The following is a 14,537-nucleotide window of genomic DNA, read 5'->3' as shown; positions in this document are numbered from 1 at the left end:
GGCCAAGCGCAGCGGCAAGAAGGTCGGCGCCGTGCAGCTGGCCGGCAAGGCCGCCTTCTTCATGTTCCTCTACCTGGAGGTCCTCGACGCCTCCTTCTCGTTCGACGGTGTCATCGGCGCCTTCGCCATCACCAACGACATCGTCCTGATGGCGCTCGGCCTGGAAGCCGTACACGAAGCGGACCTCGCGGCGGACCGTGAGCTCGCCCTTGGCGTTCTCCACGGTGAAGACCGCGCAGGAGCGGGCCTGCGGGGCGCGCTCCTCGAGGTCGATCTCGATCCGGGGGCCGTTGCTCGGATAGAGCGTGATCTTGGCGTGCGTACGGTCGAAGGCCGGCGTCTGGTCGTAGATGTACACGAAGAACAGCAGGCGCTTGATCTCGTCCTTGTGGTCCAGGTTGACGAAGATCGTCTCCCCGGAGGAGCCGCCGAAGCGGTCGTCGCCGCTGAGCTTCACGTACGGCGCGCCGTTCAGGTCCCCGAAGAAGCCGCCGAGCGGCTGCACCACGCCCTTGCTGCCGTCGGCGAGCTCGTACAGGCAGCCGAGGTCCAGGTCGACGTTGACCATGCCCTGGGTGTGGGCCTGCACGACCTCCGGCTTGAAGAGCTGGGACGGGTTGCGCAGCAGCCGGCCGCTCTGCCGGGAGCGTCCTTCGAGGTCGGAGGTCCGCATCCGCCAGGAGAGGTTCACCCGGAGGTTGCCGGTGGCCGCCCCCTGCTTGCTGAGCGAGACGGACGGACGCCGCTTCGTCAGATCGATCGTGTTCGACGCGGCGCTGCCCGAGTCGAACTGCGACGCCGCCCTCCCCGGAAACAGGTTGTCCCAGAAGGCCATGCCGCCCTCACCCCCACTGATCGTCGACCGCCGGCGCCCCCGAGGGGTCCGCGCCGGCACCGCACATGACTGCGGGGCGGCCGGGTGCTCCGGCCGCCCCGCAGGGAAGCGTTCCTCAATCCCGGGGGTGTCACACCCCGGACGACACCCCGGTCTTGTCCCCCGGCGAACCGGATCCGCCCTCGGCCGCGGCGAGCGCCCTGTTGCGGCGGACGGAGGACCAGAAGGACAGGGCGATCAGGGTGACGCCGATCAGACCGGTGACGACCTCGGGGATCTGGTAGCGGATGGTGACCATGAGGATCACGGCCAGCGCGCCGATCGCGTAGTGCGCGCCGTGCTCCAGGTACACATAGTCGTCGAGGGTGCCCTGGCGGACCAGGTAGACCGTCAGCGAACGGACGTACATGGCTCCGACACCCAGGCCGAGCGCCATCAGGACGATGTCGTTGGTGATGGCGAAGGCGCCGATGACACCGTCGAACGAGAAGGAGGCGTCGAGGACCTCCAGGTAGAGGAACATGAAGAAGGCGGCCTTGCCGGCCAGCTGCACGGCGCCGACCTTCTTGCCGCTGCGCTTGGCCTCCTCCTCGGCCTCGTGCTCGCGCTCCTCCTCTTCCTCCAGCTTGTTCTCGAAGTAGCCGGAGAGCCCGCCGACGACGAGGTACGTGATGAGGCCGAAGACGCCGGAGAGCAGGACGGTCGCCGTCTTGTCGGCGTGCGCGCCGCCGTGCTGGTGGGCCTGGGCCGCGAAGGTCATGGCGCTGACGGCCAGGACGATCAGGGCGATGCAGACCGACAGCATGTCGATCTTGCCGAGTTTGGCCAGCGGCCGCTCCAGCCAGCCGAGCCACTTGATGTCGCGGTCCTCGAAGATGAAGTCGAGGAAGATCATCAGCAGGAACATGCCGCCGAAGGCCGCGATCGACGGGTGGGCGTCGGTGACGAGCTGCTCGTAGCGCTCGGCGTCGTTGAGCGCGAGGTCGACCGCCTCGATGGGGCCGATCTTGGCGCTGATGGCCACGATCACGACGGGGAAGACCAGTCGCATGCCGAATACGGCGATGAGCACACCGACGGTGAGGAAGATCTTCTGCCAGAAGGCATTCATCTTCTTCAGGATTCCGGCGTTGACCACCGCGTTGTCGAAGGACAGCGAGATCTCGAGGACGCACAGGATCGCGACGATCCCGAACGCCTCCCACCCCCCGTAGAGCACCGCTGCGGCCAGGCCGAGCGCCGTGATGGCGAACGACCAGCCGAAGGTTTTCAGAACCACTGTTTGCCCCATCGTGAATTACATGGCTTTACGAGACGTTGACCCCGAAGTCTAGAGCGATGCCCCGCAGACCCGACGCGTACCCCTGACCGACCGCGCGGAACTTCCATTCGCCGTTGTACCGGTAGAGCTCGCCGAAGATCATCGCGGTCTCGGTGGAGGCGTCCTCGGAGAGGTCGTATCGCGCGAGCTCCTGGCCGTCCATCTGGTTGACGACGCGGATGAACGCGTTGCTGACCTGGCCGAAGCTCTGACCGCGGTTGTCGGCGTCGTGGATCGACACCGGAAAGACGATCTTGTCGCAGTGGGCCGGAACCTTGGAGAGGTCCACGACCAGGGACTCGTCGTCCCCGTCGCCCTCGCCCGTGAGGTTGTCTCCGGTGTGCTCGACCGAGCCCTCGGGGCTGCGCAGCTGGTTGTAGAACACGAAGTACTCGTCCCCGAGCACCCGGCCGGCCTGGCACAGCAGCGCGCTGGCGTCGAGGTCGAAGGGGGCTCCGGTGGTGGAGCGCGCGTCCCAGCCGAGCCCGACGAGGACCTGGGTGAGGTTGGGTGCGGCCTTGGAGAGGGAGACATTGCCTCCCTTGGCGAGCGTGACGCCCATGATTCGTTTCCTCCCCGTTGGTGATGAGGCACGTCGGTGATGATGAGGCACGTCCGGCGCCGCACGGGAGGTGCGGCGCCGGACGGTTCGAACGGTTCGGCTCAGACGTTGACGCCGAAGTCCTGCGCGATGCCGCGCAGGCCCGAGGCGTAGCCCTGGCCTACGGCGCGGAACTTCCACTCGTCGCCGTTGCGGTACAGCTCGCCGAAGACCATGGCGGTCTCGGTCGAGGCGTCCTCGGAGAGGTCGTACCGGGCGATCTCGGCGCCGCCGGCCTGGTTCACGACGCGGATGAACGCGTTGCGCACCTGGCCGAAGGACTGCTGGCGGTTCTCGGCGTCGTAGATCGACACCGGGAAGACGATCTTGGCGACGTCGGCCGGCACCGTGGCCAGGCTGACCTTGACCTGCTCGTCGTCACCCTCGCCCTCACCGGTGAGGTTGTCACCGGTGTGCTCGACGGAGCCGTCGGCGCTCTTCAGGTTGTTGAAGAACACGAAGTCCTGGTCGTTGCGGACCTTGCCCTCAGCGCTCACCAGGATGGCGCTGGCGTCGAGGTCGAAGTCCGTACCGGTGGTGGTGCGGACGTCCCAGCCCAGACCGACGGTCACGGCGGTGAGGCCAGGGGCCTCCTTGGTCAGCGAGACGTTGCCGCCCTTGCTGAGGCTGACTCCCACGAGTCCCTCCATAGGTTTTCAGGGGCAGCGCCCCCGGTCGTGCGTTGGCATCGGATCAACGTGTGGATCCTAGTGACGGGTTCCCGCTCGAAACAGTCGATTCGCCCGGTGAATCCGGGTGTCGGGTCAGATCGGGGGCCGGATCGCGTCCAGGGCCTTGACGTAGTCGCCGAGGTCGCGGGCCTCCGGCAGGCCGTTCACGACGGTCCAGCGGACCACCCCGGCCTTGTCGATGACGAAGGTGCCGCGCACCGCGCAGCCCTTCTCCTCGTCGAACACGCCGTAGGCGCGGGAGGCCTCGCCATGCGGCCAGAAGTCGGAGAGCAGCGGGTACTCCAGGGACTCCTGCTCGGCGAAGACGCGCAGGGTGTGGATGGAGTCGGCGGAGACGGCGAGGAGCCGGGTGTCGTCATTGACGAACGTCGCGAGGTTGTCCCGCAGCTCGCCGAGCTCGCCGGCGCAGACGCTCGTGAAGGCGAAGGGGTAGAAGAGCAGCACCACGTTCTTCTCGCCGCGGAAGTCGGAGAGCCGGACGGTGCGCCCGTGGTTGTCCCTGAGCGCGAAATCCGGGGCCTCGGCGCCGACCTCGATCGCCATCGCGTACGCATCCCTTCGGCGGGGCCCTGACCTTGGGCCGAATCGGTGAACCCCACCCTACGGCCTGGGTGCGCGGGCCCCCGGGAGGCCCGGCGGGCGGACGCACGAAAGCCCCCGCCGGCGGACCGGCGGGGGCTGATCGCAGCGTGGGGATCAGCGCTTGGGGGCGGTCAGGCGGGTGCCCGTCCAGTCCTTGGCGACACTGATGCTCTTGGTCTGGGAGAGACCAGCTGTCTGCGCGGCATCGTTGATGTCGCTCGGCTCGATGTAGCCGTCGCGGCCGGTCTTCGGCGTCAGCAGCCAGATGGTGCCGCCGTCCTCCAGAAGACCGATGGCGTCCACCAGGGCGTCGGTGAGATCGCCGTCCTCGTCGCGGAACCAGAGCACGACGGCGTCGGCGACGTCGTCGTAGTCCTCGTCCACGAGCTCGGCCCCGATGATGGACTCGATGCCTTCACGGAGATCGTGGTCGACGTCGTCGTCGTAGCCGATCTCCTGGACCACCTGTCCGGGCTCGAACCCCAGCCTGCCGGCCGGGTTGGTCCGCTCCTCCGCGTGGTCCGCGGTCGCGCTCACGGCTTGCCTCCTGCTCATTCGGTAAATGCTTGGGCCGCGCGTATGCGCGCGGCGCTGGCCGTAGTCCACACGTGCCGGGGTGGATCGCGCAAGTACCCGGCCGCGGAGACCGCCGAAACGGTGACGTTTGGGGCCGTCTCGCCGCAACTTCCGGCGCCACGGTCACCCCTCTCCGTGATCAGGCACACATGATTCGGGCCGGTTTGCGGACTTCTGAGGTTTCAGTCTGCCGAACGCCAGGACGAAACGCATGCGCGGGTTGAGCGTAAGGTTGCGATTTGACCGCACCCAGAGTCGTGGAGGACACCGCCGGGGGTTACCCCTCGGTAAATGTGACGTCTGGCGCACACGGGGTACACGATGGACATCCCGACCACTCCGTGGCCCCGTGGGTACCACCGAACAGCGAAGGAAGAGCGTGGCTCCCGGATCCGATCGCAACCCGATCATCATTGGCGGCCTTCCCAGCCAGGTCCCGGATTTCGACCCGGAAGAGACCCAGGAATGGCTCGACTCCCTCGACGCGGCCGTGGACGAGCGGGGCCGTGAGCGGGCCCGTTATCTCATGCTCCGGCTCATCGAGCGGGCCCGCGAGAAGCGCGTGGCCGTGCCCGAGATGCGCAGCTCGGACTACGTCAACACGATCGCGACCAAGGACGAGCCGTTCTTCCCCGGCAACGAGGAGATCGAGCGCAAGGTCCTCAACGCGACCCGGTGGAACGCGGCCGTCATGGTCTCGCGCGCCCAGCGTCCGGGGATCGGCGTCGGCGGCCACATCGCGACCTTCGCCTCCTCCGCCTCGCTGTACGACGTCGGCTTCAACCACTTCTTCCGCGGCAAGGACGAGGGCGACGGCGGCGACCAGATCTTCTTCCAGGGGCACGCGTCGCCCGGCATCTACGCCCGCGCGTACCTGCTGGACCGGCTGAACGACACCCAGCTCGACGGCTTCCGCCAGGAGAAGTCGAAGTTCCCGAACGGGCTGTCGTCGTACCCGCACCCCCGTCTGATGCCGGACTTCTGGGAGTTCCCCACGGTGTCGATGGGCCTCGGCCCGCTCGGTGCGATCTACCAGGCCCGGATGAACCGGTACATGGAGGCGCGCGGGATCGCGGACACCTCCAAGTCGCACGTCTGGGCCTTCCTCGGCGACGGCGAGATGGACGAGGTCGAGTCGCTCGGCCAGCTGTCCATCGCGGCCCGCGAGGGCCTGGACAACCTCACCTTCGTCGTCAACTGCAACCTCCAGCGGCTCGACGGCCCGGTGCGTGGCAACGGCAAGATCATCCAGGAGCTGGAGTCGATCTTCCGGGGCAACGGCTGGAACGTCATCAAGCTGATCTGGGACCGCTCCTGGGACCCGCTGCTCGCGCAGGACCGCGACGGCATCCTGGTCAACCGGCTGAACACCACCCCGGACGGCCAGTTCCAGACGTACGCCACCGAGACCGGCGGCTACATCCGCGACCACTTCTTCGGCGACGACCACCGACTGCGGGCGATGGTCGAGGGCATGACCGACCAGCAGGTGCTGCACCTGGGCCGCGGCGGGCACGACCACAAGAAGATCTACGCGGCCTACGCGGCGGCGAAGGCGCACGCCGGCCAGCCGACCGTGATCCTCGCCCAGACCGTCAAGGGCTGGACGCTGGGCCCGAACTTCGAGGGCCGCAACGCGACGCACCAGATGAAGAAGCTGACGGTCGACGACCTGAAGCGCTTCCGCGACCGGCTGCACATCCCGGTGACCGACCGGCAGTTGGAGGACGGCCTGCCGCCGTACTACCACCCGGGCCGGGACTCCGAGGAGATCCAGTACATGCACGACCGCCGCCAGGCGCTGGGCGGGTACGTCCCCACCCGGGTCGTGCGGTCGAAGCCGCTGACGCTCCCCGACGACAAGACCTACGCGGCCGCCAAGAAGGGCTCGGGGCAGCAGTCCATCGCCACCACGATGGCCTTCGTCCGCATCCTGAAGGACCTCATGCGGGACAAGGAGATCGGCAAGCGCTTCGTGCTGATCGCCCCCGACGAGTACCGCACCTTCGGTATGGACGCCTTCTTCCCGAGCGCCAAGATCTACAACCCGCTGGGGCAGCAGTACGAGGCGGTGGACCGCGAACTCCTCCTCGCGTACAAGGAGTCGCCGACCGGCCAGATGCTGCACGACGGCATCTCCGAGGCCGGCTGTACGGCCTCGCTGATCGCCGCCGGCTCGGCCTACGCCACCCACGGCGAGCCGCTGATCCCGGTGTACGTCTTCTACTCGATGTTCGGTTTCCAGCGGACCGGCGACCAGTTCTGGCAGATGGCCGACCAGCTGGCCCGCGGCTTCGTGCTCGGTGCCACCGCCGGCCGGACGACCCTGACCGGCGAGGGCCTCCAGCACGCCGACGGCCACTCGCACCTGCTGGCCTCGACCAACCCGGCCTGCATCGCCTACGACCCGGCCTACGGCTTCGAGATCGCGCACATCGTCAAGGACGGTCTGCGCCGCATGTACGGCTCCGAGGCCGAGGACGTCTTCTACTACCTCACCGTCTACAACGAGCCGATCCAGCACCCGGCCGAGCCGGCGGACGTGGACGTGGACGGCATCCTCCAGGGCATCCACCGCTTCAAGCCGGCCGAGGCCGGCTCGATCCCGGCGCAGATCATGGCCTCCGGCGTCGCCGTGCCGTGGGCGCTGGAGGCGCAGCGGATCCTCGCCGAGGAGTGGAACGTCCGGGCCGACGTCTGGTCCGCGACCTCCTGGACCGAGCTGCGCCGCGAGGCCGTGGCCGTCGAGGAGCACAACCTGCTCCACCCGGACGAGGAGCAGCGCGTCCCGTACGTGACGCGCAAGCTCCAGGGCGCCGAGGGTCCGTTCGTGGCGGTCTCGGACTGGATGCGGGCCGTGCCGGACCAGATCTCCCGCTGGGTGCCGGGCCCGTACAGCTCGCTGGGCGCCGACGGCTTCGGCTTCGCGGACACCCGGGGCGCGGCCCGCCGTTACTTCCACATCGACGCCCCGTCGATCGTGCTGGGCGTGCTGACCGAGCTGGCCCGCGAGGGCAAGATCGACCGGTCGGCCCTGAAGCAGGCGGTGGATCGCTACCAGCTGCTCGACGTGGCGGCCGCCGACCCGGGCGCCGCGGGCGGCGACGCCTGATCCGACAGCTCCCCGGGGGCCCCGGGGAACGTCCCGGCGGCGCCCGGACAGCACAGCGCACCTGGTGAGGGGCGGTGGGACCTCGGTCTCGCCGCCCTTCGACGTGTCGTCACTGCGAAGATCGCCGCCCGGTTCATCTCCCGCCCCTCCCGCCACTTTCGCCCCTACCGCTCCCAGAGCTTGAACGCTCTGACCTCGTAGGGCGTCTGCGGCACCCAGGTGCCGCGCCCCGGGTAGGTCTCGAACTCCCCCACCTCCGCGCACTCGGCGGACTGGTACGTCGTGACCGGCCGACCCGTGCGGTTGGCGAGGGACTGGGCCGAGGCGCCCGGCGGCAGCGCGATACAGCTGTCGAGGTCGGTCGTGGCGAGTTCGTGGGTCTGCACCCTGCCCTTGAAGTCCGGCTTGGGCCAGAGGCAGAGCCGTCCCGGACCGCAGGCCCCGAGCGCGGTCGCGGCCGGCGCGGCCGCCGCCGGGGCCGCGAGGCAGGCGGCCAGGACGACCGCGACGAGCAGAGCCGTCTTGGTGACCGATGTCGTGGCCGCCTTCACGGCCGTCTGCGTGGCCGTCTTCACGGCCGTCTGCGTGGCCGTCTTCGCAGCCGTCTTCGCAGCCGACCTCGGGACCGATGTCGTATACGTGTACATGCTGATGAACCCCCGTTTGGTGACTCTCCGTAACCAAAAGCATGGCGGAGGTCACGCCGGGACGGAAGAGGGGCCGCCCCCGTTCACGCGAAAGGGTGACGGCCCCTGCGGGAGCCCGAGGGCCATGGTCCCGCAGGCACCCCGCGGGACGACGGACCGGACGTCAGATGTGGCCGCCCATGCCGCCGGCCTCGGCGTTCTCGCCGCGCTTGGTGAGCGTGGCCACCAGGGCCGCGACCACGGCGACGACACCGGCGACGGTGAAGGCCAGGCCCATGCCGTCGAGGAAGGTGTCGTGGATGACGCCGGTGATCTGCTGGAAGACCTCAGGGGTCATCCCCGGCGCCTGGGCCAGCTCCGGCGGGGCCATGCCGAACTCGGCGGCCTGCTCCAGCTGCGGGTTGGCCGGGGCCGGGATGCCCGCGGCGACCCAGTTGGGCTCGAAGGAGGAGGCGACCTTGGAGGACATCACGGCACCGAGCACGGCGGTGCCGAGCGCGCCGCCGACCTGCATCGCGGCCTGCTGGAGTCCGCCGGCCACGCCGGAGAGCTCCAGCGGCGCGTTGCCGACGATGACCTCGGTGGCGCCGACCATGACCGGCGCGAGACCGAGGCCGAGCAGCGCGAACCAGAGGGACATGACGAGGGTGCCGGTGCCCGGCGAGAGCGTGATCATGCCGAACATCGCGACGGCCGTGCAGACCATGCCGCCGACCAGCGGGACCCGAGGGCCGAACCGGGTGATCAGCGCGCCCGCGAGGGGCGAGGAGACGATCATCATCGCGGTCAGCGGCAGCAGGTGCAGACCGCTGTCGACCGGGCTGAGCCCCTTCACGCCCTGGAGGTAGAAGGTCACGAAGAAGAGGCCGCCCATGAAGGCGAAGGCCATGAGGACCATCAGGACCACACCGGCCGAGAGCGGCACGGAGCGGAACATCGCCAGCGGGATGAGCGGCTCCTTGACCTTGGTCTCCCAGAAGGCGAAGACCGCGAAGAGCAGCACCGCGCCCAGCAGGCCGCCCCACGTCTTGCCGCTGGACCAGCCCCAGGACTCGCCGGCCTTGATGAGGCTCCAGACGAGGGAGGCCATGGCGCCGGAGAGCAGCAGGATGCCGAGGATGTCGAAGGAGCGCGGCGCGTTCTCGGCGCGGTGGTCCTTGAGGATGACCAGGCCGAGGACGAGCGCGACGATGCCGACCGGCACGTTGACGAAGAAGACGGACTGCCAGCTGACGTGCTCGACGAGCAGGCCGCCGACGATCGGGCCGCCGGCGGTGGAGGCGCCGATGACCATGCCCCAGATGCCGATGGCCATGTTCAGCTTCTCGGCGGGGAAGGTGGCGCGGAGCAGGCCGAGCGCGGCCGGCATCAGCAGGGCGCCGAAGAGGCCCTGGAGGACGCGGAAGGCGATCACGGCCCCGATGGAGTCGGAGAGGCCGATGGCGCCGGAGGCCAGGGCGAAGCCTGCGATGCCGATGAGGAAGGTCTGCCGGTGGCCGAAGCGGTCTCCGAGCTTGCCGGCGGTGATCAGCGCGACGGCGAGCGCGAGCAGGTAGCCGTTGGTGATCCACTGGACCTGGGCGAGGGAGGCGCCGAGGTCGGTCTTGATGGCGGGGTTGGCGATGGCGACGATGGTGCCGTCGAGGGCGACCATCATCACGCCGACCGCCACGCCGAAGAGCGTCAGCCACGGATGGCCGCGCAGTCCCTTCGCCGGGGCCGGTGCGGGTTCCCGGGCGTCCCCCTGACCCTGCGGGGCCTTTTCCACGGTGGTCTGACTATTCATGCGAAGAGGCTAGTGACAGTCACTGACAATTGACAAAGCGATTCACGCGCCGGTAACTGTCACGTAGCTCACAGGTACGCTGAGCAGGAGCAAATGCGTGAGAAACGTGAAGTAGGGGACCCTGACGTGACCTTGCCCGGCCTGCGGGAGCGGAAGAAGCAACGAACGCGCGAGGCACTGGTCAAGGTGGCCCTCGAACTCTTCACCTCGCACGGCTACGAACGGACCACCGTCGACGAGATCGTCGACGCCGTCGAGGTCTCCCAGCGGACCTTCTTCCGCTACTTCTCCTCCAAGGAGGAGGTCGCCTTCGCCGTCCAGCACATGGTGGAGGCGCGCTTCGTGGAGGCGCTCCGGCGTCGGCCCGCCGGCGAGGGCCCCTTCGACGCGCTGCGCAACGCCGTGCTCTCCGGCTGGGACACCATCGGCGACGCCATCACCGCGGTCGTCCCGCTGGAGCTCTATCTGCGCACCTTCCAGATGATCGAGTCGACGCCCGCGCTCCTCGCCGTCCATCTGCGCCGCTCCATGGAGATGGAGGAGACCCTCGCCGGGATCATCGCCGAACGGGAGGGCCTCGACGTCGACGCGGACCCGCGTCCGCGGATCGCGGTGGCGGCCTTCAGCGGTGTGATGCGCGTGACAGGGCAGATGTGGGGCCGGGGCACGGATCAGAGCCTGGAGGCCATCCGTGCCTTGACCGAGCGGTATCTGGATCACCTCGGGCCGGCCCTCGCCCCCCGCTGGCGCGACGAGGCGTAGCTCACGAAGGGGCCGGACCGTTCATCCGCGCCCCGTAGGGTGGCCGCCCGTGACACCCGTCGAAGCCGACTCCCCCTCGCTCGTCGTCCTGCGCGCCCTGCTCGCGCTCGCCGTCGTGTTCGTGCTGCTCACGACCACCGGCTGGACGACGATCAACCACCGCCCGGTGCCCGGCCCGTCCCGCGAGGCCGCGCTCGCCGCCTGGGCGCGCGACCGCGTCGACCACCGCCCGCTGCCGGCGCCGACCGCCTCCGCCGGGGTCGTCGCCGCGTACTTCGCCCGGCTCGGGCACGCGCGCGGGACCGCGCTCGCCGTACGGCACCCGCTCGTCGTCGGCAATCTCGACGGTGCGCCGGTGGCCCTGCGCTACCGCGCCAACCGGATCGCGCTGGGGCGCGCGCTCGACGCCGAGCGGGACCAGGTCCGCGACGCCCGGCTCTCCCCCGAGGGCCGGCACGAGGCGCAGCGGCGCCTGGACCGGTTCGTCTCGCTCCTGCGGCCCGGCCGGCAGGTGCTCGCCTTCGACCCCACCGGTACGGGCCGGACGGCTGAGGTCCTGGGGGACCTGGCGCGGGCGCGGCGCGTCTCGGTGATCGTGCCGGGCGTCGACACCAACCTCCTCACCTTCCAGAAGACCCACGGCCGGTACGGGGCTCCCGCCGGCATGGCCCGGTCGCTGTACCGCGCCGAGCGGGCGGCCTCCCCCGGCGCCAGGGTCGCCGTGATCGCCTGGGCCGACTACACCGCGCCCGCCGGGGTCGGCGTCGACGCGATGACGGGCCGTCTCGCCGAGGGCGGCGCCGCCCGGCTCGTCCGGCTGACCGAGGGACTGCCCGGCGACGCGCGCGTGGCCCTGTTCTGCCACAGCTACGGCTCCGTTCTCTGCGGGGTCGCCGCGCCCCGGCTCCCGGCCCGGGTGACGGACGTGGCGGTGGCCGGAAGTCCCGGGATGCGGGTGGAGCGGGCGGCGGAACTCCGCACCCCCGCGCGCGTGTGGGCGATGCGGGACGCCGACGACTGGATCGCGGACGTGCCGCACCTGGAGGTGGGCGGGATCGGGCACGGAGCCGATCCGGTGGCCCCGGAGTTCGGCGCCCGGCTGCTCTCGGCCCGCGGCGCCATCGGCCACAGCGGCTATTTCACGCCGGGCACCGAGAGCCTCGGCAACTTCGCCGCGATAGGCGTCGGCGCCTACCGCGACCTGGTGTGCGCCGGTGCCGACAGCGCTTGCCACGAGGGAATATCCGGTGCGGAAGGGCGCTGACGCGCGTAGATCACGTAATTTCGGGACCTGTCACGGGGGCGACGCACGGGCACACGCCGCATACGATGAGGCGTATGGGTGATGTGCTGGCCGGAATTCATGCCACCTGGGAGTTCGAGAGTGACGCCCTCGTCATCCGCTTCGACCGGGGGAACCGTGCGCCGAGGCTCTTCGGCGTGCTGCGCGAACGACGTGTACCGCACGAGGCGCTGGCGTCCATGACGCTTTCGCCCGGCAAGCGGGGCACCGTCGTGCTGCACGCCGTGCCGAGACCGGGCGCCGATCCGCTGATGGAGGCGGCCGCGGGGCAGCTCCCGGAGGCCTGCGACCCGTACCGCCTGGTGCTGCCGGCGGACCGGGAGACGCTCGCCGAGTACTACCGCGACGAGCTGCGGACCGTCCTGGGGCCGGGGGCCGCGGCCTCCTCCGGCGACCCCTCGGACGGGCCCGGCGCGGAGCCCGCGGACCGCTTCCTGGTGGCGCCGCCGCAGGGCCCGCAGTCCTTCAAGGCGTACGACGGGAAGGCGAGCTTCGACGGGCAGTCGGAGGTCTCGTTCCGCTGGTCGTGGACGGGTGCCTCCTCCGAGAAGTGGAAGGCCGGTGACCAGTTCTTCCACGTGCGGGACCTCTGCGGGGTCGAGTGGCGCTCGCCGGACGTCCTGGACGGGCACCTGCGGCTGGTGCCCCGGGGCGGCGAGCCCCGCGCGTCCCGGCCGGACCACGACCCGGCCTCCGTCGTGTTCGGCCTCGGCTACGGCCCGGTGCACCTGTCGCTCCCCTTCGCGGCGGCCGTGACCGACGCCGGCGGCCCCGACCCACGCCGGCGCCCCGGTGTCATACCCCGGTATCAGGCCCGAGCCCGGTCCCCGGTATGACGTCGGGGGCCCGGCCCGCTGCCTACCCTGAGCGGGTCATGGCTACCGAACCGCGGCACGAGCCGCCCACCCCCGCCCTCCGGCGGCTCGGCACCCGGACGCGCGAGGCGTTCCGGGGGCTCGGGACCGCGCTCACCACACCCACGGCACCGGGAGCACCCCTCCTCGCCGACGCCTCCTCGCGGTGGGTGCGGCAGCTGCCGTACGCCGTCGCCGTCGCGTTCGTCGCCTCCCTGCTCCCCACCACCGTCCACCTCCTCGCCGAGGACTACGGCGTCCACGGGGCACTCGCCGGAGCCATCGGCACCGCCCAGACCGCGCCGCTGCTGCTCGCCGTCGCCCGCCCGCTCCAGGCCTGGTGGATCATCTTCACCGCCGACGTGCTCGGCGCGCTCGTGCTCCTGGTCGCCGACGGCCCCCGCGCCGAACTCTGGCCCTGGACCCCGCCGGCCGTCGTCGGCTACTGCGCGCTGATGATCGCGCTCGGCCTGCGCGAGTCCCGCCGGGCCCTGTTCGGGGTGTGGCTGGCGACCGGCGCGGCCGGCTACGTCCTGGAGACCGCCCGGCCCCCCGAGTACACCAGCGTCCACACCCTGCTCGTCGTCCTCAGCGGGGTGCTGCTCCTCCTCACCTCGGCGGTACGCGCGCGGGGCGACGCCCAGCGGCGGCTCGTCGAGCAGGAGACCATCAGTGAGGCCGAGCGGTCCCGCCGCACGCTCCTGGAGGAGCGGGCCAGGATCGCGCGCGAGCTGCACGACGTGGTCGCCCACCACATGTCGGTGATCACCGTGCAGGCCGACTCCGCCCCGTACCGCATTCCCGGTCTCCCGGACGCGGCGCGCGAGGAGTTCACCTCGATCGCGTCGAGCGCGCGCGAGTCGCTGGCCGAGATGCGACGGCTGCTGTCGGTGCTGCGCAGCGACGGCAGCGAGGGCGAGCGCGCCCCGCAGCCGGGTCTCGACCGGGTCCAGCAGCTCGTCGAGGCGACCGTGCGGGCCGGGGTGCCGGTCGAACTGCGGCTCGCCGCCGACCTCGGGGACGTACCGCAGGCGGTGGACCTGTCGGCCTACCGGATCGTGCAGGAGGCCCTGGCGAACGTGGTCCGGCACGCCCCGGGGGCGTCGACCAAGGTGTCCGTCCGGGCGGCCGGCGGCTGGCTGACGGTCCTGGTCGTCAACGGGCCCTCGACCGAGGCGGGTTCCGCGGTGGAAGGCGGCGCGGCCGGCACCGGGCACGGGCTCGTCGGCATGCGGGAGCGCGTACGGTTGACGGGCGGCTCGCTGGACACCGGGCCGCTGCCGGACGGCGGCTTCCGGGTCGCCGCACGGCTGCCGCTGGCCCCGGACCCGGTGCCCGCCGCGGCGGAGCCCGGGAAGCCGGCGCCGGCCGCCCGGACGGACACCTTGGTCGACGCCCCCGGGGCGTGCCGGACCACGTTCGCCAGGGCCTCCTGCACGATCCGGTAGGCCGACAGGTCCACCGCC

12 protein-coding genes and 2 pseudogenes are annotated in these 14,537 nt (G+C 70.6%); 6 read left to right on the top strand and 8 right to left on the bottom strand.

The window, feature by feature from the left end; genetic code table 11:
* A pseudogene (locus tag EAO70_RS20120) lies at window positions 1-163 on the top strand (DUF475 domain-containing protein); the annotation flags it as partial.
* Here EAO70_RS20120 and EAO70_RS20115 read toward each other — a convergent pair.
* From EAO70_RS20115 to EAO70_RS20090, 6 genes and pseudogenes are all read right to left on the bottom strand, one after another.
* Window positions 155-835, bottom strand: a pseudogene (locus EAO70_RS20115) (Tellurium resistance); the annotation flags it as partial. The pseudogenes EAO70_RS20120 and EAO70_RS20115 overlap by 9 nt on opposite strands.
* A gap of 130 nt (window positions 836-965) precedes the next feature.
* The gene (locus tag EAO70_RS20110) at window positions 966-2,114 is read right to left on the bottom strand and encodes a DUF475 domain-containing protein (RefSeq protein ID WP_148004266.1); all 1,149 of its coding nucleotides are present in this window, start codon (window positions 2,112-2,114) and stop codon (window positions 966-968) included.
* A gap of 28 nt (window positions 2,115-2,142) precedes the next feature.
* Window positions 2,143-2,718, bottom strand: coding sequence for a TerD family protein (locus EAO70_RS20105; protein WP_148004265.1), 576 nt, complete (start codon window positions 2,716-2,718; stop codon window positions 2,143-2,145).
* A 101-nt stretch (window positions 2,719-2,819) separates the two neighbouring features.
* Window positions 2,820-3,395, bottom strand: a complete 576-nt coding sequence (locus EAO70_RS20100) for a TerD family protein (RefSeq protein WP_015033386.1) — start codon at window positions 3,393-3,395, stop codon at window positions 2,820-2,822.
* Between the two features lie 126 nt (window positions 3,396-3,521).
* Window positions 3,522-3,992 (bottom strand): peroxiredoxin, encoded by a 471-nt coding sequence (locus EAO70_RS20095; protein WP_148004264.1) that lies wholly within the window; start codon window positions 3,990-3,992, stop codon window positions 3,522-3,524.
* Window positions 3,993-4,145: 153 nt separating this feature from the next.
* Window positions 4,146-4,568, bottom strand: coding sequence for a DUF3052 domain-containing protein (locus EAO70_RS20090; protein WP_041662345.1), 423 nt, complete (start codon window positions 4,566-4,568; stop codon window positions 4,146-4,148).
* 418 nt (window positions 4,569-4,986) lie between these two features.
* Between EAO70_RS20090 and aceE the strand changes: the two genes are divergently transcribed.
* The gene (aceE, locus tag EAO70_RS20085) at window positions 4,987-7,719 is read left to right on the top strand and encodes a pyruvate dehydrogenase (acetyl-transferring), homodimeric type (RefSeq protein WP_148004263.1); all 2,733 of its coding nucleotides are present in this window, start codon (window positions 4,987-4,989) and stop codon (window positions 7,717-7,719) included.
* A gap of 164 nt (window positions 7,720-7,883) precedes the next feature.
* Here the strand turns inward: aceE and EAO70_RS20080 are convergent, their stop codons facing one another.
* Window positions 7,884-8,294 carry a peptidase inhibitor family I36 protein gene (locus EAO70_RS20080; protein ID WP_261992956.1) on the bottom strand — a complete coding sequence of 137 codons (411 nt, stop codon included), beginning with the start codon at window positions 8,292-8,294 and terminating at the stop codon, window positions 7,884-7,886.
* Between the two features lie 235 nt (window positions 8,295-8,529).
* Window positions 8,530-10,152: an MFS transporter gene (locus EAO70_RS20075; protein ID WP_148004262.1), complete on the bottom strand. Its 1,623-nt coding sequence runs from the start codon at window positions 10,150-10,152 to the stop codon at window positions 8,530-8,532.
* Between the two features lie 126 nt (window positions 10,153-10,278).
* Here EAO70_RS20075 and EAO70_RS20070 point away from each other — a divergent pair, with 126 nt between their 5' ends.
* From EAO70_RS20070 to EAO70_RS20055, 4 genes are all read left to right on the top strand, one after another.
* Window positions 10,279-10,914 (top strand): TetR/AcrR family transcriptional regulator, encoded by a 636-nt coding sequence (locus tag EAO70_RS20070; protein ID WP_261992955.1) that lies wholly within the window; start codon window positions 10,279-10,281, stop codon window positions 10,912-10,914.
* A gap of 49 nt (window positions 10,915-10,963) precedes the next feature.
* On the top strand, window positions 10,964-12,178 hold the full coding sequence (locus EAO70_RS20065) for an alpha/beta hydrolase (protein ID WP_148004260.1): 1,215 nt from the start codon (window positions 10,964-10,966) through the stop codon (window positions 12,176-12,178).
* Window positions 12,179-12,252: 74 nt separating this feature from the next.
* A complete protein-coding gene (locus EAO70_RS20060) occupies window positions 12,253-13,053 on the top strand; it encodes a DUF4429 domain-containing protein (RefSeq protein WP_148004259.1) in 801 nt (266 codons plus the stop codon).
* 38 nt (window positions 13,054-13,091) lie between these two features.
* A complete protein-coding gene (locus tag EAO70_RS20055) occupies window positions 13,092-14,519 on the top strand; it encodes a sensor histidine kinase (RefSeq protein WP_148004258.1) in 1,428 nt (475 codons plus the stop codon).
* The last annotated feature ends 18 nt before the right edge of the window (window positions 14,520-14,537 follow it).

The sequence above is a fragment of the Streptomyces sp. adm13(2018) genome, from assembly GCF_008042145.1.
Classification (GTDB): Bacteria; Actinomycetota; Actinomycetes; order Streptomycetales; family Streptomycetaceae; genus Streptomyces.
The sequence above is the reverse complement of the archived record's forward strand: the minus strand, read 5'-3'. Positions and strand labels throughout refer to the sequence as shown.

Excerpts from the sequence above, each read along its gene's own strand:
- EAO70_RS20095 (WP_148004264.1), bottom strand. The coding sequence starts at position 3,992 with ATGGCGATCGAGGTCGGCGCCGAGGCCCCGGATTTCGCGCTCAGGGAC.
- EAO70_RS20060 (WP_148004259.1), top strand. The coding sequence starts at position 12,253 with ATGGGTGATGTGCTGGCCGGAATTCATGCCACCTGGGAGTTCGAGAGT.
- EAO70_RS20105 (WP_148004265.1), bottom strand. The coding sequence starts at position 2,718 with ATGGGCGTCACGCTCGCCAAGGGAGGCAATGTCTCCCTCTCCAAGGCC.
- EAO70_RS20075 (WP_148004262.1), bottom strand. The coding sequence starts at position 10,152 with ATGAATAGTCAGACCACCGTGGAAAAGGCCCCGCAGGGTCAGGGGGAC.
- EAO70_RS20055 (WP_148004258.1), top strand. The coding sequence starts at position 13,092 with ATGGCTACCGAACCGCGGCACGAGCCGCCCACCCCCGCCCTCCGGCGG.